Origin of the sequence: Rathayibacter sp. VKM Ac-2928 (assembly GCF_022815545.1) — a bacterium.
Lineage (GTDB): Bacteria > Actinomycetota > Actinomycetes > Actinomycetales > Microbacteriaceae > Rathayibacter > Rathayibacter festucae.
Window position 1 is genome coordinate 237,393 of record NZ_JALGRU010000001.1, and the last position, 24,380, is coordinate 261,772.

The window sequence follows — 24,380 nt, forward strand, 5'->3', positions numbered from 1 at the left end:
AGGCGAAGACCTGGCTCATCTGCTCGGGCCCCCGGCCTCCCGTGACACGGCGGAGGTAGCGGGCGAGCAGCCAGGAGCCGATGCCGCCGAGCGCCACCGCGCCGAGGACGCCGCCGGCGACGACCTGCAGGCGGGGGAGGAAAGAGGCGTCGACGCGGCTGAGGGTCACGCCGGCCGAGACCAGCGCGACGACGGTGCCGTCGGCGCTCTCGATCGGCGCGACGGCGCGCACCGAGGGGCCGAGGGTGCCGGTGTAGGTCTCGGTGAAGGTGCGGCCCTCGAGTGCCGGGGCGATGGTGCCGATGAACGGCAGGCCGATCTGCGCGCGGTCGCGGTGGGTGTAGCGGGTGCGGTCGGGGTTCATGATCGTGAGGAAGTCGACGCCGGTGTCGGCCATGATCTCCTCCGCGTAGGGCTGGAGCGAGGCGGACGGGTCCGCGCCCTGCGCCGCGTCGAGGACGAACGGGTTGTCGGCGACCGTGCGCGCGACCACGAGGCTCCGCTGGGCCGCGTCGTCGCCGGCGCGCCCGCGGGCGTCGAACGCGAGGACCAGCACCGCGATCGCGCCGATCACGAGGATGCAGATCAGCTGCACGGCGAACAGCCGCGCGGCGATGCTGCCGCGGGGGCTCGTTCCGGGCATCCGACCTCCTCGTCCGCGACCTGGACCTCGACGTCCGTGAACAGCTCGATGTCCGTGAACAGTATGAACGCAACACCGGCCGGGCGACCCGCGGGGGCGAGCATCGTCTCACCCCCTCCCAGCTCGACGAAGAGACAGGACACGCGCATGGCGAAGACGCCCGGCGGCCCCGACCGGCTCAGCCCCTCCCTCACCCCCGTGAAGACCCGCCGGCGGATCGACCGCAACCACTGGCTCTACATCGCCGTGATCATCGCGGTCGTCGCCGGCGTGATCGTCGGCCTCGTCGCCCCCGCGTTCGCCGCGACGCTCGAGCCCGTCGGCAAGGCGTTCGTGGGCCTCATCAAGATGATGATCGCGCCGATCATCTTCTGCACCATCGTGATCGGCATCGGCTCGATCGCCAAGGCCGCGACGGTCGGCAAGGTCGGCGGCCTCGCGCTCGGCTACTTCATCGTGATGTCGACCTTCGCACTGGCCATCGGCCTCGTCGTCGGCAACATCCTGCACCCGGGTGAGGGCCTCGACATCTCGAGCGCCACCTACGACACCAGCGACCTCAAGGCCGAGTCGACCAGCGACTTCATCCTCGGGATCATCCCGGTCTCGCTGTTCTCCTCGCTCGTGGACGGCAGCATCCTGCAGACGCTCTTCGTCGCCCTCCTGGTCGGCTTCGCGCTGCAGAAGATGGGCGCCAAGGGCCAGCCGATCCTCGGCGCGATCAAGCAGCTCCAGGTCCTCGTCTTCCGCATCCTCTCGATGGTGCTCTGGGTCGCCCCGATCGGCGCGTTCGGCGCGATCGCCGCGGTGGTCGGCAAGACCGGCTGGGGCGCGGTCGTCGCCCTCGCCACCCTGATGATCGGCTTCTACCTCACCTGCGCGATCTTCGTGGTCGTCATCCTCGGATTGCTGCTGCGCCTGGTCACCGGCGTCAGCATCTTCTCGCTGATGAAGTACCTGGCCCGCGAATACCTGCTCATCGTCGGAACCTCCTCCTCCGAGGCCGCTCTGCCCCGCCTGATCGCCAAGATGGAGCACCTGGGCGTCTCCAAGCCCGTCGTCGGCATCACCGTCCCGACCGGCTACTCCTTCAACCTCGACGGCACTGCGATCTACCTCACGATGGCCTCGCTCTTCATCGCCTCGGCGACCGGCGCTCCGATGTCGATCCCGGAGCAGATCGGGCTCCTGCTCTTCATGATGGTCGCCTCCAAGGGCGCCGCGGGCGTCACCGGCGCCGGCCTCGCCACGCTGGCCGGCGGTCTGCAGTCCTTCCGCCCCGACCTGGTCAACGGCGTCGGCGTCATCGTCGGCATCGACCGCTTCATGTCGGAGGCCCGCGCAGTCACCAACTTCACCGGCAACGCGGTCGCCACCCTCCTCGTCGGCACCTGGACCAAGCAGATCGACATGGTGCAGGTCCGCGAGGTGCTCGGCGGCCGCGCCCCCTTCGACGAGGCCACCCTCGGCGCGGACGAGCACGAGGCCCCCGCCTCGGGCACCTCGATCACCGAGGGCATCGCCTCCATCCAGGACTCGGACGAGGCCGAGCGCACCCGCGCGGAGCTGAGCGCGAAGCGCTAGCCGGCGCAGCCACATGCTGGTCGAGCAGCCGCGGAGCGGCCCCCTCATGCTGGTCGAGTAGCCCCGCAGGGGCGTATCGAGACCCACCGTCTGCACCACGGTGGATCTCGATACGCCCGCTTCGCGGGCTACTCGATCAGCATGAAGGGAGCCCGCTGTGCGGGCTCCTCGATCAGCATGAAGGCGCAGGCCGCGCGATCAGGAAGCGCCGTCAGCTGCGGCGGACGCCCAGCAACGGCAGCGTCACCGCGCAGAGGGGGCCGATCAGCAGGGCGAAGGCGAGGGTGCCGAGGCCGACGTCGCCGCCGAGGGCCCAGCCGATCAGGAGCACGGTGAGCTCGACGCCGCCGCGGGCCGCCCAGATCGGCAGCCCGAGGCGGTTGTGCAGGCCGGTCATCAGGCCGTCGCGCGGGCCGGCGCCGAGGCGGGCGCCGATGTAGATCCCGCTCGCGACGGCCAGCAGCACCAGCCCGCCGGCGAACAGCAGCGCCTTCCCCCACCATTCGGCGGGGACGGCGAGCAGCTCGATCCCGACGCCGATCGTGGTGCCGACCACCAGCACGTTCAGCACCGTGCCGAGACCCGGCCGCTGCCGCAGCGGGATCCAGAGCAGCAGGACGAGCAGTCCGATCATGTTGGTGAGCAGTCCGATCCCCAGTCCGGTCTGGCGCGCGACGCCGAGGGCGAAGACGGTCCACGGGTCCACGCCGATCGAGGCGCGGATCATCATCGCGTCGGCGAAGCCGTAGAGCACGAGCCCGACCAGTAGCCGCGGCACGGGTCGCAGCCGCCACTGGCTCACCGGGGGAGCGGGGACGGCGAGGGGCGCGGTGATCGTCATGCCGAGAATCCCATCGCAGGAGTGGCCTTCTTCGCGCGGTCCAATCCGGCTATCTTGGACGCATGGCTGATGTCCACTTCGGCGTACGCGCCCTGCAGACCCTCCTCGGCGACTGGCGCGAGCAGCGCGGCACCCGGCCCGCGTACCTCGCCCTCGCCGACCGCATCCGCCTGCTCAGCATCGACGGCCGCATCCCGACGGACAGCCGGCTCCCCGCCGAGCGCGAGCTGTCGGCGCGGCTCGGCGTGAGCCGCACCACCGTGGCCGCCGCCTACCGCGAGCTGCGCGACAGCGGCTACCTCGTCAGCGTCCGCGGCTCCGGCAGCGCGACCCGCCTCCCCGGCGCCGCGGTGCACGCCGTGCCGACCCTCGCGCCCGACTTCGTCGACTTCACCAAGGCGGCGCTGCCCGCGGTGCCCGAGCTCGCCGAGGCCTACGCCCGTGCCGCGCGCCTCGCGCCGGAGTACTTCGAGGACGGCTCCTACGACACCGTCGGCCTGCCGCTGCTGCGCCGCGCGATCGCCGAGCGCTACACCCGCCGCGGGCTGCGCACCGAGCCCGGCCAGATCATGGTGACCATCGGCGCGCAGCACGCGATCGCGCTCGTCGCCCGCACCCTGCTCGCCCGCGGCGACCGCGCCCTGATCGAGGCGCCGACCTACCCGCACGCCTACGAGGCGCTCCGGCTCGCCGGCGCCCGCCTGGTGCCGGTCAACGTGGACGGCGCCGACGGCTGGGACGGCGAGGGCCTGATCGCGGCGATCCGCGGCACCAGCCCGACGCTCGCCTACCTGATGCCCGACTTCCACAACCCGACCGGCCGCTCGATGGCCGTGGATCTGCGCGAGCGCGCGATCGCGGCCGCCGCGCGCCAGGGCACGCTGATCATCGCCGACGAGACCACCGCCGAGCTCGACATCGACCGGCGGATGTCGCCGCTGCCGTTCGCCTCCTACGGTCCCGAGGGCACGGTGATCTCGATCGGCTCGGTCGGCAAGACGCTCTGGGGCGGCATCCGGATCGGCTGGATCCGCGCCGAGCGGAGCGTCATCCGGAAGCTCGTCGCCGCGCGATCGGCGGGCGACCTCGGCAGTCCGATCGTCGAGCAGCTTCTGGTCGCCGACATGCTCGGCCGGATGGACGGCGTGCTGGAGCTGCGCCGCGAGCAGCTGCGGGCCGGCCGCGACCACCTCGAGGCGGCGCTCGCCCGCGCGATCCCGGAGTGGAGCGTGCCGCGGGTCTCCGGCGGCCTCTCCACCTGGGTCGGCCTCGGCCGCCCGGCCAGCTCGCAGCTCGCTCTCGCCGCCCGCACCTCGGGACTGCTGATCACCGCCGGCCCGCGCTTCGGGATCGACGGCGCCTTCGAGCGCTTCCTGCGCATCCCGATCGGCTACTCGCCGGAGATCACCGACCGGGCCGTGGACGCGCTCGCCGTCGCGTGGAGCCAGGTCGCGCGCCACCCGGCGGCCGACACCGGCTACCTCGCCGACGTCGTCTGATCCTCCAGGTCCTCCCGGAGGGGGACGAATACTCAGCCAGCTGATGGAAGACTCACGGCGTGCATCTCCTCGCGGTCCTCAGCATGAAGAACCGGGCGCTGATCGCGCTCGTCACGGTCGTCATCGCCGTCTTCGGCGGCGTCGCCCTCACCGGGCTGAAGCAGGAGCTCGCGCCGTCGATCTCCTTCCCGCAGCTGGCGGTGATCTCGAGCTACCCGGGTGCCGCTCCGGAGGTGGTCAACGACGACGTCTCGACGCCGATCGAGACCGCCATCCAGGGCGTTCCCGGGCTCGAGACGACCAGCGCGACCTCGTCCACGAACTCGTCGCTGATCTCCGCCTCCTTCGCCTACGGCACCGATCTGGCGACCGCCGAGCAGAAGATCCTGCAGGCGATCAACCGGATCAAGAGCACGCTCCCGGACGGCGTCGACCCGCAGGTGGTGACCGGCTCGTTCGACGACCTGCCGGTGCTGCAGCTCGCCGTCTCCAGCGACGGCGACGCGAAGGCGCTCGCCGACCGGCTGCGCACGAGCGTCATCCCGGACCTGGAGAAGGTGGACGGCGTCCGCGAGGTCGCGCTGGTCGGCGAGAGCGCCCAGCGCGTCACGATCACCCCGGACGACACGGCGCTCGCCGCGGCGGGTCTCTCGACCGCCGACATCCGCACCGCGCTGCAGCAGAACGGCGTGCTGGTCGCCGGCGGCGAGATCACCCAGGACGGCAGCACCTTCTCGGTGCAGTCCGGCGTCAAGCTCGACTCGACCGACGCGATCGCGGCGCTGCCGCTGATCCCGTCCGCGAGCGCCGCGGCCCTCGCTCCCACGGCGCCCGCCACCGCCCCCACCCTCGGCTCCGTCGCCGCCGTCGCCGTCACCGACGCCCCGATCACCTCGATCTCGCGGGTCAACGGCCAGCCGGCGCTGACCCTCTCGATCACCAAGCTCCCCGCGGCGAACACGGTCGAGGTCTCCACCGGCGTCACGGCGCTGCTGCCGGATCTCGAGGCGTCGCTCGGCGAGAACGCGACCTTCACCTCGGTCTTCGACCAGGCCCCCTACATCCAGGACTCGATCGAGTCGCTCGCGCAGGAGGGGGCGCTCGGCCTCGTCTTCGCGGTGCTCGTGATCCTGCTGTTCCTGCTCTCGGTGCGCTCGACGCTGGTCACGGCGATCTCGATCCCGACCTCGGTCCTGATCACCTTCATCGGCCTGCAGACCGCGGGCTACACGCTGAACATCCTCACCCTGGGCGCGCTGACGATCGCGATCGGCCGCGTGGTCGACGACTCCATCGTCGTGATCGAGAACATCAAGCGGCACCTCGACGCGGGGGAGGAGCGCGCGGCGACCATCGCGGTCGCGGTGCGCGAGGTCGCGGGCGCGATCACCGCCTCGACGATCACCACGGTCGCGGTGTTCCTGCCGATCTCGTTCGTCGGCGGCACGACCGGCGAGCTGTTCCGGCCGTTCGCGCTGACGGTGTCGATCGCGCTGCTGGCCTCGCTGCTCGTCGCGCTGACGATCGTGCCGGTGCTGGCCTACTGGTTCCTCCGGCCCTCGAAGCGCCCCGGCGTCCGCGAGGCGGCGCAGGCGGCGCTCGCCGAGGAGCGCGGCGCAGCGGGCGAGATCGTCGCGCCGGCTCCCGAGCCCGAGCCCGAGCACGCCCGCCACAGCGCCCGCGCGATTCCCCGCCGCGCGGCGGGCCTGCAGCGGGTCTACGGCCCCGTGATCGCCTGGACCCTCCAGCACTCGGTCGCGACCGTCCTGCTCGCGCTGCTGGTGCTCGTGGGCACCGGCGCGCTCTACCCGCTGATGAAGACGAACTTCCTCGGGGCGAGCGGTCAGAACACCTTCACCGTCACCCAGACCGTGCCCGACGGCCAGAGCCTGGACGCGCAGGACGCGACCGCGCAGCAGGCCAGCGCGGCGATCCTCGAGGTCGGCGGCGTGCAGACCGTGCAGCTCTCGATCGGCTCGGCGGGCGGCGGGCTGCAGAGCGCGTTCGGCGGCGGGGGCGGCGGCACCTCGATCCGCTACTCCGTCACCACCGACGAGTCGGCCGACCAGGAGACCGTGCAGGCCGACGTCCGCACGGCGCTCGGCTCGGTCGCCTCGGCCGACGACATCAGCGTCGCCGCGTCCTCCGGCTTCGGCGCCTCCTCGAACATCGAGGTCGACCTCTCCACCGCCTCGCAGAGCGACCTGCAGAGCGCGAACGACGCGCTGCTCACGGCGCTGCGCGGCACCGACGGCATCAGCCAGGCCGAGAGCAACCTCTCCTCCTCGCTGCCCTACATCGCGGTGCGGGTCGACCGCGCCGCCGCCGCCGACGCCGGGCTCACCGAGGTCGCCGTCGGCACGCTGGTCAGCCAGGCGCTGCAGCCGACGCAGACGGGCAGTGTCGTGATCGACGACCGCACCCTCTCCGTCTACCTCGCCGACGCGCAGCCGCCGGCCACCCTCGACGAGCTGTCGGCCCTGGAGATCCCGACGCGCACCGGCACGGTGCCGCTCTCCTCGCTCGCCGTCGTCGAGCGGACCGACGGGCCCGCGAGCATCACCACCGAGCGCGGACAGCGCACCGCCACCATCACGGTGACGCCGGAGGGCGACGATCTCGCCTCGGCGAACGTCGCGGTGCAGAGCGCGATCGACGACACGGAGCTGCCGGCCGGCGTCTCCGCCTCGCTCGGCGGCGTCACGGCCGACCAGAGCGACGCGTTCTCGCAGCTCGGGATCGCGCTGCTGGTGGCGATCCTGATCGTTTACGTCGTGATGGTCGCCACGTTCCGCTCGCTCCTGCAGCCGCTGCTGCTGCTGGTGTCGGTGCCGTTCGCGGCGACCGGCGCGATCCTGCTGCAGGTGCTCACCGGCGTGCCGCTCGGCGTGCCCTCGCTGATCGGCGTGCTGATGCTGATCGGCATCGTGGTCACCAACGCGATCGTGCTGATCGACCTGGTGAACCAGTACCGCGAGCGGGGGATGCCCGTGCGCGAGGCGCTGCTGCACGGCACCGAGCGGCGGCTCCGGCCGATCCTGATGACGGCGCTCGCGACGATCTTCGCGCTGCTGCCGATGGCGCTCGGCATCACAGGCCACGGCGGCTTCATCTCGCAGCCGCTCGCGATCGTCGTGATCGGCGGCCTGGTGTCCTCGACGGTGCTCACCCTGGTCGTGCTGCCGGTCGTCTACAACCTGGTCGAGGGGTATCGTGAGCGGCGGCGTGCCGCCCGCGCCGGAGAGGCGTCGGCATGAGCGACACAGGATTCAGCACCCCGGCAGTGAAGACCACGGCAGCGGAGGTCGTCGCGGCGGCCCCCGAGACGATCGGCTCCCGCTGGACGAGCGGCCCGGACCGCGCCGCTCGCGCGATCGCCGAGATCGGCCCCGAGCGCTTCGTCGCCGCGGACCACCGGCCCGGCACCATCCGGCACATCGTGCTGTTCCGCTTCCGGCCGACGGCGCTCGTCGCGGAGGTGGACGGCGTGATCGCAGCGTTCCTCGCCCTCGGCGAGGAGTGCCTGCGCGACGGCCGCCCGTACATCGTCTCGATCGAGAACGGCCCGCAGCTCAGCACCGAGGGCGCGGGCGAGGGCTTCGACCGCGCGTTCCTGCTGACGTTCGCGTCCGAGGGCGACCTCAACTACTACATCGGCCGCCCGGCGGTCGACGGGCCCGGCCTGTTCGATCCCGCGCACGACGCCTTCAAGGGCCTCGTCGGCCCACTGCTCGACACGGCCGGGGTGGTCGCCTTCGATTTCCGTCCCGAGCCGTTCGACGCCGGCGCGCTCGCGAGCTAGGCGCGGGAGCGCGCGCGATGGCGACCCCCGACTTCGTCCTCCGGCTCCGCGAGCAGGTGGGCACCGAGCTGCTCTGGCTGACCGGCGTCACCGCGGTGATCGTCCGCGAGGAGCCGGTCCGCCAGGTCCTCCTGGTCCGGCGCGCGGACACCGGCGCCTGGACCGCGGTCACCGGCATCATCGACCCCGGAGAGACGGTCGCCGGCACCGCGCGGCGCGAGGCGCTGGAGGAGGCGGGCGTCGAGATCGAGGTCGAGCGCGTCGTCTGGCTGCACACGCTGCCGCCGATGGAGTACTCCAACGGCGACCGCGCGCAGTACCTCGACCACGTGCTGCGCGCCCGCTACCTCTCGGGCGAGGCGCACGTCGCCGACGACGAGTCGACCGAGGTCGGCTGGTTCGCCCCCGACGCGCTGCCGCCGATGAGCGCGGAGCACCGCGAGCGGATCAGCCGCGCGCTGTCCGACGAGACGGCCTGCGCCTTCGACTGAGCGCGAGCGCCTTCTCAGACCTGCTCCGAGACGAGCACGGCGCTCGTCCCGGGCTCGAGGGCGTCGAAGACGTGCGGCTCGTCGCCCGGGTAGGACAGGCAGTCGCCGGGCGCGAGCTCGACCGGGGCGTCGGCCGGACCGACCAGGGCGCGTCCGGTGGCGAGGATCAGGTGCTCGACGGTGCCGCGGGCGTGCGGCTCCGAGTTCCGCGCGGCTCCGGGCTCGGCGGTGAGGCGGTACACGTCGCGGCGGGCTCCCGGCGGGCAGGCGCTGAGCAGGGTGGCGGCGTAATCGGAGGCCGCCGAGGCGATGCGCGGCCCGTCCCCGGCGCGGATCAGCTGCACGGAGCGGCGCGGCGGCTCGACCAGGTGCGAGAACGGCACCCCGAGTGCGCCGCCGAGTGCCCAGAGCGTCTCGAGGCTCGGGTTGCCCTCGCCGGCCTCGAGCTGCGAGAGCGTCGACTTCGCGATCCCGGCGCGGCGGGCGATCTCGGAGATGCTCAGGCCGAGGCGCCCGCGCTCGCGGCGGAGCGCGGAGGCGACCAGGTCGCGGGGTGAGACGGCGTCGGTCATCGCACCGAGCGCGCGAAGCAGACGCCCGAGTCGTCGCCCACGTGCGCGCCGAAGCCGTCGATCTCGGTGAAGCCGAGCGCGCGGGCGGCGGCGAGGGCCGCCTCCGCCTCGACCGGCACGCGGAAGCGGAGCGTGCGGATGCGCTGCACGCTCGCGTAGGAGAGCGCGGCGGCGACGAGCCGGCGGGCGACTCCGCTCCGCCGCGACTCCGGGGCCACCTCGAGGGCGAGCAGCTCGGCGAAGTCGTCGGGACCGGGCGTCAGCGCCAGCACGCCGATCGGCTGCTGCGCGTCGCGGTCGCGGGCGACGAGGAGCCGGGCGTGCGGTGGAAGGTCGGCGGTGAGCAGCGAGGCGAGCGCCTCCGTCCCCGGCCGCTCCAGCCGGACGACGACCGCGGCGGTCATGACGACGGCGCCGCGGCCGGCTCGGTCTGCGCGGCGGGCTCGAGCGAGAGCGTCTGCTCGCCCGGCGCGTCGAGCTGCTCGTGCAGGAAGTCGACGACGGTGCGGCGGAGCGAGTCGTCGAGCATCGCGATCGAGTGCCGGGTGCCGGGCACGAGGACGAAGTCGACGCTCGCCCCGGCCGCGTCCAGCGCCTCGGCGAAGTCCTGCGACTGGCTGAGCGCCACGCGCTCGCCGGCCGAGTGGGCGATGAGGAAGGGCGGCTCGGAGCCGTCGACGTGCGTGATCGGCGAGGCCTCCTCGGCGACGGCGCAACCGTCGAGGTCGGCGCAGTCGAGGTAGCCGCGGACCGCCGCGCCGACCCCGACGATGGGGTCGTCGTCCGCCAGACCCGCCGCGGTGAGATCCGCGGGGCCGCTGAGGTCGACGACCGCGGCGAGGCGCGAGGTGCCGGCGTCGTCGGCCGTCAGTGCGTCGTCGGTGCCGAGCAGGGAGACGAGGTTGCCGCCGGCCGAGCCGCCGAACGCGGCGACCCTCGACGTATCGATCCCGAAGCGCTCGGTCTGCGCCGGCTCGAGGATCCAGTCGAGGGCGGCCGAGACGTCCTCGATCTGCGCGGGGAAGACGTCGGCCGGGGCGAGGCGGTAGTTCACCGAGACGGCGACGAAGCCCTCGGACGCGAGCCACTGGCAGAGCGGGCGCCAGTTCGGGTCGGCTTTGTCGCCGCGGGTCCAGCTGCCGCCGTGCACGACGAGCACCGCAGGGAGGGCGGCTCCGGCCGCCGCGTCGACGGGCGAGCAGACGTCGAGCGCCTGGCCGGTCGCCTCGTCGTAGACGAGGTCAGCAGTGACGGGGACGTCGTCGTAGGCGGTGACCGCGGCGGCTCCGGCCGCCTGCGCGATCGGCTGCGAGACGGGGGCGCTCGAGCAGCCGGCGAGGCCGACCGCGAGCAGCGTCAGGATCGCCGACGAGAGGGCGATCGGTCGCGTGGGTCGGCTGGGCTCGCGCATGGGTGAGGCGAGCATAAGGGAGAAGGCGGCGCCCGCCTAGAGCGGCCCCGCGATCAGGGGGTGGACAGCGGTACCGGAGGCCGGTCGTCGCTCTCCTGCCGCTCCTCGGCCACCGGGCCGGGCGCCTCCGCCTGCAGCCGGACGAGCACCACGCCGACCAGGATCAGCGCCCCACCGCCGAACTGGATCGGCGCCGGCAGCTCGCCGAGCAGGGCCCAGGCGGCGACGATCGAGAACAGCACCTCGGTCAGCCCGACGAAGGAGGCGATCCGGGTGCCGAGCCGCGAGCCGCCCTCGATCCCGAGCAGGTAGGCGAGCACCGTCGACATGCCGAGGATGACCGCCGCGGGCAGGAACCAGGGCACGTCGTTCCCGACGAAGACGACGTCGCCGAAGGTCGCCCGCAGCGGCACGAGCCCGGTGACGCCGAGGATCAGCAGGAGCCCCGCGCCGACCGTCATCGCGCCCGCGGTGAGCGCGATCGGCGGCAGCTCCGGGTCGATCCGGCCGGCGATCACGTAGTAGACGCAGAGGCCGAGCGACGCGGTCAGCGCCCAGGCGACGCCGACCAGCTCCGGCGTGGACTCGCCCGAGAGGTCCAGCACCAGCACCAGGCCCGCCAGTGCCAGCGCCGAGCCGGCGAGGGTGAAGCGCCCGGGGTGGCGGCGGGTGCGCGCCCAGGCGAAGAGGACGAGGAACACCGGAGCGAGGTACTCGATCAGGAGCGCGACGCCGACCGACATGTGCTCGATCGCACTGTAGAAGCAGAGCTGCGCGGCGATCACGGCGAAGACGCCGTAGAGGCCGACCGTGCCGAGGTTGCGGCGCAGTACGTGCCAGCGACCGCGGAGCGACAGCGCGGCCGGGATCGCGAGGATCAGCGCCGCACCGCCGGCCCGCCAGAGCACGGCGGCGGAGGGACTCCAGCCCGCCTCGAGCAGCGGCTTCACGAAGGGCCCGCCCAGGCCGAACGCGGCGGCGGCGGCGAGGGCCAGGAGCAGGCCGGAGCCGAGCTGCCGCGGTGGCGCAGTGGGAGTCACGTCAGCCTCTTTCAGGAGTCAAAGTCGTTATGCTCGTGACAGTACTGAGCGAACGTGTCAGGAGTCAACATGGTCTTCGCCTATGACGTGGAAGCGGCCCTCACCTCGACGGCCGTCCTGGTCAACACCCTCCCCGAGCTGTCGCAGTCCGGCGAGGACGAGATGGCGTCGATCGAGCAGCTCGACGAGTTCCTGCTGGAGAACCGCTACACCGGCAGCCGCGACGGCTCGACCGCCGAGCTGGAGGCGGTGCGCTCGGTGCGCGCGCCGCTCCGCTCGCTCTGGCGCAGCCGCGCCGAGGAGGACCTGGTCGCCGTCGTCAACGGGATGCTCGAGGACGGCCGCGCGCTGCCGCAGCTGGTGCGGCACGGCATCTTCGGCTGGCACCTGCACGCGACCCGCGACGAGAGCCCGCTGGCCACCCGCATCGTGGTGGAGGCGGCGATGGGCTTCGTCGACGTGATCCGCGGCGACGAGCGCGACCGGATCCGCATCTGCGCGGCGGACGACTGCGAGGCCGTGCTCGTCGACTTCTCCCGCAACCGCTCGAAGCGCTACTGCGACACCGGCAACTGCGGCAACCGCGCGAACGTCGCGGCGTACCGGGCGCGGCGGGCGTCGAGCTGAGCGGGCGGGCTGCCGGTGCCCTAGCCAGCGCCCGGGGTCGCGTGTAAACTCCCTGGGTCGGCTCTTGACTCCGTGCGTCGCCGCGCGGATGGGTTTGTCAGTCAAGCGGGCCGGATCTCCGACAGTCGTCGCGAGATGAATCACATGTGTGAATCGGCCCCGGTCAGCGTCTCAGAGCAGCGACTCACCCGGGTTCCCGCAGCGCCCTGTCCGTTCGCACCCCACGAGGGTGATCGATCGGCGTGTGCCTGCTCGCGCAAGACCTGAACCCAGGAAGCAGCCATGCCCAAGAACAAGAAGCCCGCCGGCGGACGCCCCGCCAAGAACTTCGAGCCCAACCGCTTCGGCGCCTCGAGCGGCAAGTCGCAGCTCGGCGGTCGCCCGCGCTTCGCGGCGCCGAAGACCGGCTCGCGCAGCGAGGGCCACCGCGGCTACCGCCCCGTCGACGAGAACGCGCCCAAGAAGGCGCGCTGGAACGCCGAGGAGCGCGCCGCCAAGCTGACGGAGCGCGGCGAGACCCGCGGCGAGTCCCGCGGCAACGACCGCGGCGAGTCCCGCCCGGCCCGCAGCTACGACCGCGACGACCGTCCGGCTCGCTCGTACGACCGGACGGACCGTCCCGTGCGCTCGAACGACCGCGACGACCGTCCGGCGCGTTCTTACGACCGGAGCGACCGTCCCGCGCGCAGCTTCGACCGCGACGCGCGTCCGGCCCGCTCCTACGACCGGACCGACCGTCCGGCCCGCTCGAACGACCGCGACGACCGTCCGGCGCGTTCCTTCGACCGGAGCGACCGCCCCGCGCGCAGCTTCGACCGCACGGACCGCCCGGCGCGCTCGTTCGATCGCGATGCGCGTCCGGCCCGCTCGAACGACCGCGACGACCGTCCGGCCCGTTCCTACGACCGCTCCGACCGCCCCGCGCGCAGCTTTGACCGCACGGACCGCCCCGCGCGCTCCTTCGACCGCGACGCCCGCCCGGCCCGCTCGTTCGACCGCACCGAGCGCCCGGCGCGCGGCTTCGACCGCGGCACCGAGCGCCCCGCCCGCGGCGGCTACGACCGGAACGACCGCGGCCCGCGCCGCGACTCCGGCTCGGACTTCTACCCCAAGCGCGACGGCCGCGCCTCGCACCAGGCCGACGACGTCGTGCTCGAGCGCCTCGAGGCGACCGCCACGCTCGCCGTCGACGTCGAGGGCGTCAGCTTCGGCGACCTCGGTCTCGGCGCGAACATCGTCCGCCAGCTGACCCAGATGGGTGCGGCCTCGCCGTTCCCGATCCAGGCCGCGACGATCCCCGAGGTCCTCGCCGGCAAGGACGTCCTCGGCCGCGGCAAGACGGGCTCGGGCAAGACGATCGCGTTCGGCGCCCCCGTCGTCGAGCGCCTGATGGAGAACGACGGAGCCAAGGGCCGCAAGCCCGGCCGCGCCCCGCGCGCCCTCATCCTCGCGCCGACCCGCGAGCTGGCGATGCAGATCGACCGCACCATCCAGCCGATCGCCCGCTCCGTGGGCCTCTTCACCGCGACGATCTTCGGCGGCGTGCCGCAGTACAAGCAGGTCGGCGCCCTCCAGCGCGGCGTGGACATCATCATCGCCACGCCGGGCCGCCTCGAGGACCTGATCGAGCAGGGTCGCCTCGACCTCTCGACCATCACCGTGACCGTCCTCGACGAGGCCGACCACATGTGCGACCTCGGCTTCCTCGAGCCGGTGCAGCGCATCCTCCGCCAGACCAAGCGCGGCGGCCAGCGCCTGCTCTTCTCGGCCACCCTGGACAAGGGCGTCGCGACGCTCGTCGACGAGTTCCTCGTCGAGCCGAGCGTGCACGAGGTCGCGGGCGAGGACCAGGCGTCCTCGAGCATCGACCACCGCGTCCTGCTGATCGAGCACCGCGACAAGGGCGCGATCATCGAGGAGCTCGCGGCGCGCGCCGGCAAGACGCTGATCTTCGCCCGCACCCGCGCGTTCGCGGAGCAGCTCGCCGAGCAGCTCGAGCACGCCGACATCCCGGCGACCAGCCTGCACGGCGACCTCAACCAGTCCCGCCGCACGCGCAACCTCGCGTTGCTGACCAGCGGCCGGGTCGACGTCCTCGTCGCGACCGACGTCGCCGCGCGCGGCATCCACGTCGACGACATCGACCTGGTGATCCAGGCCGACGCCCCCGACGAGTACAAGACCTACCTGCACCGCTCCGGCCGCACCGGCCGCGCGGGCAAGAAGGGGACGGTCGTCACGCTGATCACGCGCAACCGCCGTCACCGCATGGAGGAGCTGCTCGAGCGCGCCGAGATCCGCGCCGACATGATCCAGGCGTACCCGGGCGACCGGGTGCTGGCGGAGATCAGCGCCGGCGAGTAGAGCTCTCGCGCGAGAGCCCTGAAACGCCGAAGGGCGGACACCCGGTAGGTGCCCGCCCTTCGGCGTTTCTTAGTGCGTGCGGTCTGACGACCGCGTCCGGCTTAGGAGGCCGGGGGGGTCAGAACGGTGTCGATGAGGTACACGGTCGCGTTGGCGGTCTGGACGCCGCCGCAGATGACCTTGGAGTCGTTGACCATGATGTCGTCGCCGGAACCGGTGACGGTGACGTCGCCGCCCTGGACGGTGGCGTGCGTGCCGTCGATGTCGTCAGGGGCGATCTGGCCGGGGACGACGTGGTAGGTCAGGATCGAGGAGAGCGTGGCCGCTCCCTCGGGGGTCTTCAGCGTCTCGAGCGTCGCGGCGTCGAGCTTGGCGAACGCGTCGTCGACGGGGGCGAAGACGGTGAACTCGGCGCTGTTCAGCGTGTCGACGAGGTTGACGTCGGGGTTGAGCTGACCCGAGACCGCAGCGGTTAGGGTGGTGAGCAGCGGGTTGTTCGACGCGGCGGTGGCCACCGGGTCGAGGGCCATTCCGCCGACCGAGCCGGCGCCGTCCGGGACCTGCTCGGCGTACGCGGCGCAGCCGGAGCCGACGAGGTTGGCGGCCGGGTCCATGGTCGCCATGGGGGTGGCGGACTCGGTCATCATCGGGGTCGACATCTCGGAAGCGGTGTCGCTGGCGGCGTCGGTGGTGCCGGCGCCGGACGAGCAGGCGGTGAGGCCGAGGGCGGCGGTGCCGAGCAGGGCGAACGCGGCGAGGGTGGTGCGCTTGGTGGATCGCATGGAGATGCTCCTTCGTGATACGGCCCCCACGGGATGCGGAGGACCTGGCTGTGTGTGGACCGTTTCGCGGCCGTTGAACAGTCTTCGGAGCCCTCCCCGAGGGGGTTTGGAATCGATCGGAGCAATCGGGTCACGGGTTCATAACGGCGGAGGCAGGGCGATTACCCTGGATGTCGGTCCGCGCACGCGGTGCGTCACGAGAGACCAGCGACACGAGAGACCAGGAGTCGAGCAGGTGCAGACGCGCAGGGCACGGACGGCACGCGGAGTCGTCGCCGCCGTCGCCGCGACCGCGACCGCCGCCGCCTCGCACACCCTCGCCGGCGCCGAGGCCCCCGCTCCGGCGATCCTCGCGCTCGCCACCGCCTTCGCGGCCGTCGTCTGCGTCCTGCTCGCCGGTCGCACGCTCTCGCTCGCGCGCCTAGCGGTGGCGGTGCTGCTCAGCCAGCTGGCCTACCACTCCCTCTTCCTGGTGACCGGCGGTGGCGGTGACGTCAGCGTCGTGGGCGCCACCGCCGGCGGCCACTTCCACGGCGGCGGAACGGTCGAGCTGATCGCGGGGGCGTCGGGTCACGCCGCGCACACCCCGCTGATGCTCCTCTCGCACCTGGTGGCCGCCGTCGTCACCGTCGCGGCGCTCCGCCACGGCGAGCGCGTCTTCTGGACCCTCGGCACCGCCGTGCTGCGCGTCGTCGTGCGCCTGGTCGCGCGAGCGTCCGCCCTGCTGGCACCGCTCGGCGCCTCGGTGGCCGTCCTCGGCGCCGTCGAGCCGAGCGCGCCCCGCGCCCTCGACGCGGTCCTGCGGGTCCTGCGGCACCGCGGCCCGCCCGCGCGCGCCCTGCTCGCCGTCTGACGTCCCGCCCGCTCGAGTGGGCCATGTCCGCCGGTGAGCCCGCGCGCACCGCGATCCCGCGCTGCGCCCTCACCCTTCTCGGTGCCGCCCTCTCGCGGCTGCGCCGACTCCCGCTAGGACTCCTCACGATCATGACCACCACCCGCACCTCCTCCTCTGCCTCCGCCTTCTCCTCCCGCGTCCGCCTCGTCGGCGGCGGTGCGCTCGTCGCCGCGGGCTCCGTCGCCCTCGCGCTGGCCGCTCCGACGGCCGCGAGCGCGCACGTCACCGCCGCGGCCTCGAGCACGGCCGCCGGCTCGTACACGGTCGTCACCTTCTCGCTCGCCCACGGCTGCGAGGGCTCGCCGACGACCGGCCTCAGCATCACCATCCCCGAGGGGATCAACTCGGTCAGCCCGACCGTGAACCCCAACTGGGACGTCGTGAAGAACGAGGTCGAGATCGCCGACCCGGTGACCGACTCGCACGGGAACACCGCGACCCAGCGCGTCTCCAACGTCGTCTACACCGCGAAGACCGCGCTCGCGGACGGCTACCGCGACACCGTCTCGCTGCAGCTGCAGCTGCCGGAGGACGCGGCCGGCTCGACCCTCGAGTTCCCGGTGCTGCAGACCTGCGAGACCGGCTCGACCGCCTGGGACCAGCCCACCGTCGAGGGCGAGGACGAGCCGGAGCTGCCCGCGCCGACCGTCGCCGTGACCGCGGCGATGGAGGGCTCCGGCCACCACGACGACGACGGCGACGGTGACGACGCGGTCGCGACCACCGCCTCCGCCACCACCGCGGCCGGCCAGAGCGACGACGTGCTCGCGCGCGTCCTCGGCGTCGGCGGACTCGTCCTGGGTGCCGTCGGCGTCGCCTTCGGTCTCGCCTCGCGTCGCCGCAGCCCGAAGGCGTCCGCGTGACGGTCGCCCACCGGAAGGGCGGACGCCTCGTCCTCGCCGCCGCCGCGATCGGGCTGATCGGCTCGGTCGCGGTGGCGGCGCCCGCCAGCGCCCACAACTACCTCGTCTCGACGACGCCCGCCGTCGACTCGACGGTGACCGAGCAGCCCGGCACGCTCGCTCTGACGACCAATGACGACCTGCTGGTCCTCGGCAACGACGGCGCCGCGGCGGCCCTGCGCGTCGTCGGGCCGGACGGGCTCTACTACGGCGACGGCTGCGTCAGCGTCGTCGGACCGGAGGCGTCGATGCCGCTCGAGCTGGGCGCGGCCGGTGCCTACGAGGTGACCTGGCAGGTCGTCTCGACCGACGGGCACCCCGTCTCCGGGCAGTACGGCTTCGACTGGCAGCCGGGAGCGGACGTCGCCCTCGCCGAGGGATCGGAGTCGGTCCCCGACTGCAACGGCACCGTCGCGGTATCCGACGCCTCGGCGCCGTCCGCTGACGAGGCCGAGGCGGCGACCGGGTCCGACCCGGCGCTGCTCGGCGACGTGCTCTGGATCGGCGGCGCGCTCGTCGCCGTCGTCGCGGCGATCGGCATCACGCTGCTCGTGCTGCGGAGGCGTCCGAAGAGCTGACCACGGGGCGGGCCTCCCTGCTCTCCTCCCGGGGTCAGCGCAGGAGGCTCGCCAGCGGTCCGCCCTCGAGGTCCGCGAGGATCGCCGCGGCGTCCTCGTAGACCGCGACGGCCCCGGCCTCGCGCAGCTCGTGCTCGCCGGTGCCGCCCGACTGCACCGCGACCGTCGCGAGGCCGGCCCGCTCGGCGGCGAGGATGTCCCAGGTCGCGTCGCCGATCATGATCGCGCGATCGATCGAGACGCCGGCGCGCTCGAGCGCGATGCTGATCACATCGGGCGACGGCTTCGCGGTCTCGACGTCCTCGCCGCTCGTCACCGCGTGCACCGCGTCGCCGAGGTCGAGGACGTCGAGCAGGATCTCCAGCTCGTTCTGCGGCGCGGAGGTCGCCAGCACGATGCGGACGCCCTGTCCGGCGAGCGCCCGGATCAGCTCGCGCGCTCCGGGCAGGAGCGCGATCCGGGCGGACGCCTCGGCGTAGTTCTTCGCGTGCAGGCCCTTCACCAGGGTGCGCGCGTCGTCGTCGACGTCGTCCTCGAGGAGCAGGTCGAGCAGCTCCGACGAGTCGGCGCCGATCGCCCGCTGGATCCGCCAGGTCGCGACGTCGAGGTCCGCCTGCCAAAAGGCGCGCGACCACGCCTCCACGTGCAGGAAGTTGGTGTCGGCGAGCGTGCCGTCGATGTCGAAGAGCACGGCGGTCGGTGTCGTGGGCATGTGGTTCGTCCTCTGCTGGTCGTGGAAGCCGAGTGCGGGAGCCGAGTGTCTCACCAGGCCGAAGTGGGAACCCTACGCCTGCGCGCGGGCATCAGCAGGACCCCTTGACTCGTGATCGGCGGGTCCTGACGGGCGACACCGCGGGCGACCTCGTCGGCGAGGACCTCGAGCCGGGCGACGCCCTCGAGATCGCCGGACAGGATCACGCGGTCGTCGCCGAGGTTCACGACGAGGTGCTCGGGCCCGAGTGCCCAGTGCAGTTCGCCGGCGCCCGCGGTGTGCGGGACGATGCTCGCCTTCCTGCCGCGGTCGGCGGACCGGATGCCGATCCGGCCGCGCCACGCGTCGTGGAGGCGGACGAGCAGCGCGTGCAGAGCGGCGACGACCTCCGGGTCCGGCGTCCGAGTGTCGGGGGTGGACTCCGGCGGCTCGCACGGCGGCGGGAGCTCGGCGTCCGCGTCGATCTCGAGGGCGACGCGGAGGGTCGCGCCGCCGGTGGAGCGGTCCCAGGACGCGAGTCGCCGCAGCCTCCGCTGGGAGGGGTCGGGGACGAGGACGCCGCCCTCGCCGATCGCCGGGATCGCGCCGAGCACGGTCTCGTCGACGATCCCGCGCACGACCCCGGTCACCGTGAGTGCGTTGGGCAGAGCCTGGTGGTGCTCCTCCGCGTAGCGAGCCGGACCCGTCGGTCGGGCCGGGTAGCTCAGAAGCGACCACGTGGCACGGTCACCTACCGCGAACGGCGCGCCGCAGCAGTCCATCTCCCAGCCCTCGCGGACGACCTCGATCAGGCGCGTCGAACAAGCGATCACCGATGACCCCCGATTCCGTTCTCTCGCTGAAGACGTCCCCCTTCCGATCCTCGCATCGACACCCTCCCGACCTCAGAACGGCGGTGACTCGTTCTTCACGGCGTCCGGTTCTCTGTCCGGTGCCGCGCGGCCTCTCGGCGGCCCGGTGCGCGCGGGGTGGGTGACGTGCCGCCTGCCGGTCGGGCTCGTCCAGTGCAGGACTCCGGCGGGCCGGTGCTCGACCTGCCAGGTGCTGGTGTGCCGGAGCCTGTGGTGGTGGCGGCAGAGGTGGGCGAGGTTGTCGGCGTCGGTGCGGCCGCCGTGCTGCCACTCGACGCCGTGGTCGACGTCACCCGCGGAGGCCGCGCGCGTGCAGCCGGGGAAGCGGCAGGTCTCGTCGCGGTGCAGCAGGTGGCGCCGCAGATCGGCGGGCACCCGGTACGAGGTGCGTCCCACGGAGAGCACAGCGCCGCTCTCCGGATGGGTGAGGATCCGCGTGAAGGAGGGCGCATCGGCCGCGAGCCGGCGCGCGGTCTCGGGGTCGATCGGCCCGTAGCCCTCGAGGGTGCCGGGCTCGTCGGAGCGGCCGAGGAGCGTGAGGACGGGGACGGTGACGGCGACCCGCGGCCGGATCCCGACGGGGACGGCGGTGCCGGTCGAGCGCCGCTCGGCGCCGTCGGTCTCGCCGTCGATGAGGAGCGCTGCTCCGACGTCCGCCCGCAGCTGCCCGATCGTCCGCTTCTCGCCGGGCAGCTCGCGCAGGGAGCGCGCCGCGCGGTCGATGCGGTCGAAGGCGCCGTGCGCCTCGGGGGCGGGGAGGTGCAGGAGCAGGGTGGCCATGCCGTCGCTCCCGTCGTCGAGCCAGACGTCTCGCCGCGCGGCGCAGCGGCGGTGGCGCTCGGTCGTCGACTCGGGATGCAGTCGCTCCCGCAGAGTCCGGAGGCGACGCTGCAGCTGCGGGGGAGTGCGGTCGGCCGCGACCACGGCGGCCTCCTCGTCGAGGCGCCCGCGCACCTCGGGCGGCAGCTCGGCGGCGGCGCGGAGGATCACCCGCGCGTGCTCGGGCGAGATCAGACCCTCGCGGAGCGCGGCGAGGGTGAGCGGGAGCTCGTTGACGAGCAGCCGGCTCTCCTCGATCAGCCCGGAGACGTGCGCTTCCGACATCCGCAGCGCGGTGGCGAGCTCGGCGACGAGCGCCCGCTGCGCCGCCTCCCGCCGCTCCGCGCGGCTGCGCACCAGCGGATCGACGAGCACCTCGTACGAGGCCGCCGCCGCGAGCCGGGCGCGCTCGACCAGCTCGGCACGCTGCGCCTCCGCTCGCGCCCGGAGCGGATCGGCCGCGCACACCGCATCGACCGCGGAGGCGAGCGCAGCATCCGCGCCCGCGCGCCCTTCGTGGGGTCGCTCCCCGTCCTCGTTCTGAACCATACGAGAATGGTTCCAGAGACCACCGACGCGCGGTCGCCTCCTCCGACGGATCGTCAGAGAACTCGCCGAAGTCGTCCCTGTGGAGGAGTGCCGCGCCACTCCGGAGCCGTCGTCACCCGCCGATCGCGACCCGGAAGCCCCCGGTCGGGCTCGCGCAGCTCGCGCCGTCGGAGCACGCCGAGAAGTCCCACGCGTCGATACCTGCGAAGGCCTCGCCGACGGGGAAGTCCTCCGGAATCCGCACCTCGGCCGAGAACCCCTCCGAGAGCCGACCGTCGACGCCCACCCGGACCCGGTCCTCCTCACCCGGCCCCACCGGCGCCGCGACCACGACCCAGCCGCCGTCCGGAGCGTCCCGATCGCAATCGTCGTTCACCACCACCGTCACCGTCCCGCCCGGAGCGACGACCGCCGGCTCGACCCGCACGAGCGGCACGCAGGCCGCGGTCCCGACAGGGCCGGCGACCCACCGGTCGTGCAGCCGCCCAGCGTCAGCAGCGCAGCGAGCGCGCCGATCAGGCGGAGCGGAACGGTCGCGGACGGACGCATGCCGTCAGGGTACGGGCGCCCGCATCACACCCGCCGCGGCACCGTGAACACCGTCTCCACGCCCGGGGAGTACAGCACCGAGTCCGGTGTCCGCGTCGCCAGCCCCGGGAAGCCCGCGACCTCGAGCAGCCCGTCGTCGAGCGCGAGCAGCTCCGCCCGCTGCAGCGGCCACGGCCGATGCCGGTTGCGGCCGTACCAGGTCGAGCCGAGGTGTCGCTCGTGATAGGCCCAGCGCGAGGTCAGGAAGCCGCCGATCGGGTCCTCGGAGGCGTCGGTGCCGGGGGTCGGCCGCACCACGATCCGCGAGCGCGCGGCGGGATCGCCGATCCGCTCGGTCGTGTAGATGACCGCTCCGTGGCGGTGCTCGATCCCCATCCGCGCCCAGCGGTACGGCAGGCCGAAGACGGCCTGCGCGGTCAGCACCGGGAGCAGGTGCGAGGCCTCGAGCGAGACGAAGACGACCCCGCGTCCCCCGTGCCGGTCGATCGAGTAGAGCCGCACGTTCACCTCGGGGAAGGTCCCCAGCCACGGCACGCGCGGCCCGCCGAGGAACGCCGTCCGCGACAGCCGGAACGGGATGAGGCCCACCCAGGAGGCGCCGTCGTGCTCGTCCGGGCGCACTCCGGGCGGCAGGTGCGGCGCGACCAGCGCCGGGTCGACTCGCCAGTGCAGGAAGGCGGCCTCGGTCCAGCGCTGGCGGAGGATGCGCGGCCCGCCGAGCGCGGGCGCGGAGCGGGTCACGGATTCGACGGAGGTCACGCGGCCATCGTGCTCCCCGCTGCTGCGAACCGGCCTGTGCAGCGCAGTATCGGCGCGCCCCGCGGCATCCGCGGCGCGATTCACCGCCCGGAGCCGGCTCCCGCGAGCTCCACCAGCGCCGCGACCGCGACGCGCACCGGCGCGGACGACGCCACCGACCCGCGCACCACCGCGTGGATCGACCGCAGCGGGCGCGGCCGCACCAGCGGCACCGCCACGAGCCCGGCCGGCAGGGGCTGGGCGGCCAGCGCCGGCAGCACCGTGAGCCCCATCCCCGCCGCCACGAAGGCGACCGCCGTCACGTGATCGTTCGCCTGCACGTGGAAGCGCGGCGTGAACCCCGCCGCCGCGCAGGCGTCGACGAGGGTCCGGCGGCACCAGCCGGTCGGCAGGTCGTTGTCGATCCAGCGGTCGCCTGCGATCTCGGCCAGCTCGATCTCGGCGCGCCCGGCGAGCGGATGCGACCGGTCCAGCACGGCGAGGTACGGGTCGTCGATCAGATGGTGCGCCGTGAACCCGGGGGAGTCCGCCGACCCGCCCGGCTCGGCGACCAGCAGCTGCACGTCCGGCCGCTCCGCCGGGTCCTCCGCCACCTCCTCGCCCAGGCGCAGATCGAGTGCCAGCTGCGGGAAGCCGGCGATCAGCCGCCGCGCGACCTCGGGCATCCATGCGCTGCCGACGGAGGCGAAGTAGGTCATGGAGAGTCGCCCGGCCCGGCCCGCGCGCAGGTCGGCGACGACCGCCTCCGCCTCGCCGAGCCGCTCCAGCACCCGGTCGGCCTGCTCGGCGAGGGTGCGGCCCGCGGCGGTCGGCCGGACCCCGCGACCGACCCGCTCGAGCAGGGTCAGCCCGGTCTCGCGCTGCAGCGCGGCGAGGTGCTGACTGATCGCCGAGGGCGTGTAGCCGAGCGACGACGCGGCGCCGACGATCGAACCGGCCGCGACGACGGCGCGGAGGACGCGGAGGCGCTGGACGTCGAGCATGCGCCGACCCTAGCGATCATGAAGCCGCACTGCACGATCCGGTAGAACCGTGGACTGGTGCTGACGCCCGCCGTCCCGCCACGATGAGTCCATGACCAGCACCGCGCCCTCCCGCACCACCGCCGCCCCGAGCCGCCGCGACGCGGTCCTGCTCTGGTCGGCGATCGCGGTGACGGTGCTGCTCTGGGCCTCGGCCTTCGTCGGGATCCGCTTCGCCGCGGACGACTTCGGCCCCGGCGCCCTCACCCTCGGCCGGATCGTCGTCGGCTCGATCGCCCTGACGGTGGTGCGCCTGGTGATCACGGCACGCCGCCACGGCGACCGGCCGGAGCGCAGCCGGGTGCCGCGCGGCCGGATCCTCCTGCTCGTGCTCGTCTGCGGCGTCGCCTGGTTCGGCGTCTACAACCTCGCGCTCAACGCGGCCGAGCGGCATGTCGACGCCGGCACCGCGGCGCTCCTGGTCAACATCGCGCCGATGATCACTGCGGTCCTCGCGGGCCTCCTCCTCGGCGAGGGCTTCCCGCGGCGGCTGCTCGGCGGCATGGCGGTGGCGCTCGCCGGAGTCGCGGTGATCGCGTTCTCGACCTCCTCCGGGCAGTTCGACGTGATCGGCGTCGTCCTCGGCCTCGCCGCAGCGGTCCTCTACGGCAGCGCCGCGACGCTGCAGAAGCGCCTGCTCGGGCACGTCGACGCGATGACGATGACCTGGATCGGCTGCCTGGCCGCGACCGTCGCCTGCCTGCCGTTCGCCCCGGAGCTGCTCGCCTCCCTCCAGGCCGCGCCCGCCTCCTCGATCGCCGCCGTCGTCTACCTCGGCGTGTTCCCGACGGCCGTCGCCTTCACCACCTGGGGCTACGTGCTCTCCCGCTCCAGTGCCGGCCGCACGGCCGCCACCACCTACGCGGTCCCGGCCGTCGTGGTGCTGCTGTCCTGGCTCCTGCTCGCCGAGACCCCGCCGACCGCCGCGCTGATCGGCGGCGCGATCGCGCTGGCCGGAGTCGCGGTCGCCACGCTCCGGCGGCGGCCCGCGGGAGTCTGAGGGAGCGCTCACTCCCCGGCGATATGCTGGGGCCACGTTCGTCCAGTCGGCGCCGAGCGCCGGTCACGGTGCGCGCCCGTTACGGTGA

At 73.5% G+C, this 24,380-nt stretch carries 23 protein-coding genes and 1 pseudogene; 11 read left to right on the forward strand and 13 right to left on the reverse strand.

Annotation, left to right across the window (positions count from 1 at the left end; translation table 11 throughout):
• Positions 1 to 643: pseudogene (locus tag MT350_RS01110) on the reverse strand (histidine kinase); the annotation flags it as partial.
• A 147-nt stretch (positions 644 to 790) separates the two neighbouring features.
• Between MT350_RS01110 and MT350_RS01115 the strand changes: the two are divergent.
• The gene (locus tag MT350_RS01115; RefSeq protein WP_243600464.1) at positions 791 to 2,227 is read left to right on the forward strand and encodes a cation:dicarboxylate symporter family transporter; all 1,437 of its coding nucleotides are present in this window, start codon (positions 791 to 793) and stop codon (positions 2,225 to 2,227) included.
• 211 nt (positions 2,228 to 2,438) lie between these two features.
• Here MT350_RS01115 and MT350_RS01120 read toward each other — a convergent pair whose 3' ends face one another.
• Positions 2,439 to 3,068, reverse strand: coding sequence for a hypothetical protein (locus MT350_RS01120; protein ID WP_308197456.1), 630 nt, complete (start codon positions 3,066 to 3,068; stop codon positions 2,439 to 2,441).
• A gap of 62 nt (positions 3,069 to 3,130) precedes the next feature.
• Between MT350_RS01120 and MT350_RS01125 the strand changes: the two genes are divergently transcribed.
• The 4 genes from MT350_RS01125 to MT350_RS01140 are packed head-to-tail and all read left to right on the forward strand — an operon-like array spanning position 3,131 to position 8,860.
• Positions 3,131 to 4,567, forward strand: a complete 1,437-nt coding sequence (locus MT350_RS01125; RefSeq protein ID WP_123734923.1) for a PLP-dependent aminotransferase family protein — start codon at positions 3,131 to 3,133, stop codon at positions 4,565 to 4,567.
• A 59-nt stretch (positions 4,568 to 4,626) separates the two neighbouring features.
• A complete protein-coding gene (locus MT350_RS01130; RefSeq protein WP_243615261.1) occupies positions 4,627 to 7,824 on the forward strand; it encodes an efflux RND transporter permease subunit in 3,198 nt (1,065 codons plus the stop codon).
• Positions 7,821 to 8,369: a Dabb family protein gene (locus tag MT350_RS01135; RefSeq protein WP_243615262.1), complete on the forward strand. Its 549-nt coding sequence runs from the start codon at positions 7,821 to 7,823 to the stop codon at positions 8,367 to 8,369. The genes MT350_RS01130 and MT350_RS01135 overlap by 4 nt, the downstream gene beginning before the upstream one ends.
• Positions 8,370 to 8,386: 17 nt before the next feature.
• Positions 8,387 to 8,860: an NUDIX domain-containing protein gene (locus MT350_RS01140; RefSeq protein ID WP_243600467.1), complete on the forward strand. Its 474-nt coding sequence runs from the start codon at positions 8,387 to 8,389 to the stop codon at positions 8,858 to 8,860.
• A gap of 14 nt (positions 8,861 to 8,874) precedes the next feature.
• Here the strand turns inward: MT350_RS01140 and MT350_RS01145 are convergent, their stop codons facing one another.
• From MT350_RS01145 to MT350_RS01160, 4 genes are read right to left on the reverse strand one after another with little or no spacing between them, the layout of a single operon-like run.
• Positions 8,875 to 9,432: a helix-turn-helix domain-containing protein gene (locus tag MT350_RS01145; protein ID WP_243615263.1), complete on the reverse strand. Its 558-nt coding sequence runs from the start codon at positions 9,430 to 9,432 to the stop codon at positions 8,875 to 8,877.
• Positions 9,429 to 9,836, reverse strand: coding sequence for a GNAT family N-acetyltransferase (locus tag MT350_RS01150; RefSeq protein WP_243615264.1), 408 nt, complete (start codon positions 9,834 to 9,836; stop codon positions 9,429 to 9,431). The genes MT350_RS01145 and MT350_RS01150 overlap by 4 nt, the downstream gene beginning before the upstream one ends.
• Positions 9,833 to 10,843 (reverse strand): alpha/beta hydrolase, encoded by a 1,011-nt coding sequence (locus MT350_RS01155; RefSeq protein WP_243615265.1) that lies wholly within the window; start codon positions 10,841 to 10,843, stop codon positions 9,833 to 9,835. The genes MT350_RS01150 and MT350_RS01155 overlap by 4 nt, the downstream gene beginning before the upstream one ends.
• A gap of 53 nt (positions 10,844 to 10,896) precedes the next feature.
• Positions 10,897 to 11,883, reverse strand: coding sequence for a DMT family transporter (locus MT350_RS01160; protein ID WP_243615266.1), 987 nt, complete (start codon positions 11,881 to 11,883; stop codon positions 10,897 to 10,899).
• A gap of 69 nt (positions 11,884 to 11,952) precedes the next feature.
• On the opposite strand from MT350_RS01160, the gene MT350_RS01165 reads away from it, so the two are divergent.
• Together MT350_RS01165 and MT350_RS01170 are read left to right on the forward strand one after the other, a co-directional pair.
• Positions 11,953 to 12,510, forward strand: a complete 558-nt coding sequence (locus MT350_RS01165) for a CGNR zinc finger domain-containing protein (RefSeq protein WP_123444915.1) — start codon at positions 11,953 to 11,955, stop codon at positions 12,508 to 12,510.
• 282 nt (positions 12,511 to 12,792) lie between these two features.
• Positions 12,793 to 14,874 carry a DEAD/DEAH box helicase gene (locus tag MT350_RS01170; RefSeq protein ID WP_243615267.1) on the forward strand — a complete coding sequence of 694 codons (2,082 nt, stop codon included), beginning with the start codon at positions 12,793 to 12,795 and terminating at the stop codon, positions 14,872 to 14,874.
• A 101-nt stretch (positions 14,875 to 14,975) separates the two neighbouring features.
• Here MT350_RS01170 and MT350_RS01175 read toward each other — a convergent pair whose 3' ends face one another.
• Complete coding sequence (locus MT350_RS01175) at positions 14,976 to 15,656, reverse strand: fasciclin domain-containing protein (protein WP_123444917.1); 681 nt, start codon at positions 15,654 to 15,656, stop codon at positions 14,976 to 14,978.
• Between the two features lie 235 nt (positions 15,657 to 15,891).
• Between MT350_RS01175 and MT350_RS01180 the strand changes: the two genes are divergently transcribed.
• Genes MT350_RS01180 through MT350_RS01190 form a run of 3 tightly spaced genes read left to right on the forward strand, consistent with a single transcriptional unit; the run spans position 15,892 to position 18,031 of the window.
• Entirely contained in the window at positions 15,892 to 16,509 is a 618-nt protein-coding gene (locus MT350_RS01180; RefSeq protein WP_123444918.1) for a hypothetical protein, read from the forward strand.
• A 23-nt stretch (positions 16,510 to 16,532) separates the two neighbouring features.
• The gene (locus MT350_RS01185; RefSeq protein ID WP_243615268.1) at positions 16,533 to 17,414 is read left to right on the forward strand and encodes a YcnI family protein; all 882 of its coding nucleotides are present in this window, start codon (positions 16,533 to 16,535) and stop codon (positions 17,412 to 17,414) included.
• Positions 17,411 to 18,031 (forward strand): copper resistance CopC family protein, encoded by a 621-nt coding sequence (locus tag MT350_RS01190; protein WP_243600474.1) that lies wholly within the window; start codon positions 17,411 to 17,413, stop codon positions 18,029 to 18,031. Before MT350_RS01185 ends, MT350_RS01190 begins: the two co-directional genes overlap by 4 nt.
• Before the next feature lie 34 nt (positions 18,032 to 18,065).
• On the opposite strand, the gene MT350_RS01195 is transcribed toward MT350_RS01190, so the two are convergent.
• The 6 genes from MT350_RS01195 to MT350_RS01220 form a co-directional block, all read right to left on the reverse strand.
• Positions 18,066 to 18,743 (reverse strand): HAD family hydrolase, encoded by a 678-nt coding sequence (locus MT350_RS01195; RefSeq protein WP_243600475.1) that lies wholly within the window; start codon positions 18,741 to 18,743, stop codon positions 18,066 to 18,068.
• Between the two features lie 50 nt (positions 18,744 to 18,793).
• Positions 18,794 to 19,555 carry a DUF6578 domain-containing protein gene (locus MT350_RS01200; RefSeq protein WP_308197457.1) on the reverse strand — a complete coding sequence of 254 codons (762 nt, stop codon included), beginning with the start codon at positions 19,553 to 19,555 and terminating at the stop codon, positions 18,794 to 18,796.
• A gap of 72 nt (positions 19,556 to 19,627) precedes the next feature.
• Entirely contained in the window at positions 19,628 to 20,962 is a 1,335-nt protein-coding gene (locus MT350_RS01205; RefSeq protein WP_243615270.1) for an HNH endonuclease signature motif containing protein, read from the reverse strand.
• Between the two features lie 112 nt (positions 20,963 to 21,074).
• Complete coding sequence (locus tag MT350_RS01210; RefSeq protein WP_243615271.1) at positions 21,075 to 21,398, reverse strand: hypothetical protein; 324 nt, start codon at positions 21,396 to 21,398, stop codon at positions 21,075 to 21,077.
• Between the two features lie 137 nt (positions 21,399 to 21,535).
• Positions 21,536 to 22,270: a YqjF family protein gene (locus tag MT350_RS01215; protein ID WP_243615272.1), complete on the reverse strand. Its 735-nt coding sequence runs from the start codon at positions 22,268 to 22,270 to the stop codon at positions 21,536 to 21,538.
• Between the two features lie 80 nt (positions 22,271 to 22,350).
• Positions 22,351 to 23,253 carry a LysR family transcriptional regulator gene (locus tag MT350_RS01220; RefSeq protein ID WP_243615273.1) on the reverse strand — a complete coding sequence of 301 codons (903 nt, stop codon included), beginning with the start codon at positions 23,251 to 23,253 and terminating at the stop codon, positions 22,351 to 22,353.
• A gap of 91 nt (positions 23,254 to 23,344) precedes the next feature.
• Here MT350_RS01220 and MT350_RS01225 point away from each other — a divergent pair, with 91 nt between their 5' ends.
• Positions 23,345 to 24,292, forward strand: coding sequence for a DMT family transporter (locus MT350_RS01225; protein ID WP_243615274.1), 948 nt, complete (start codon positions 23,345 to 23,347; stop codon positions 24,290 to 24,292).
• Positions 24,293 to 24,380: the final 88 nt, after the last annotated feature.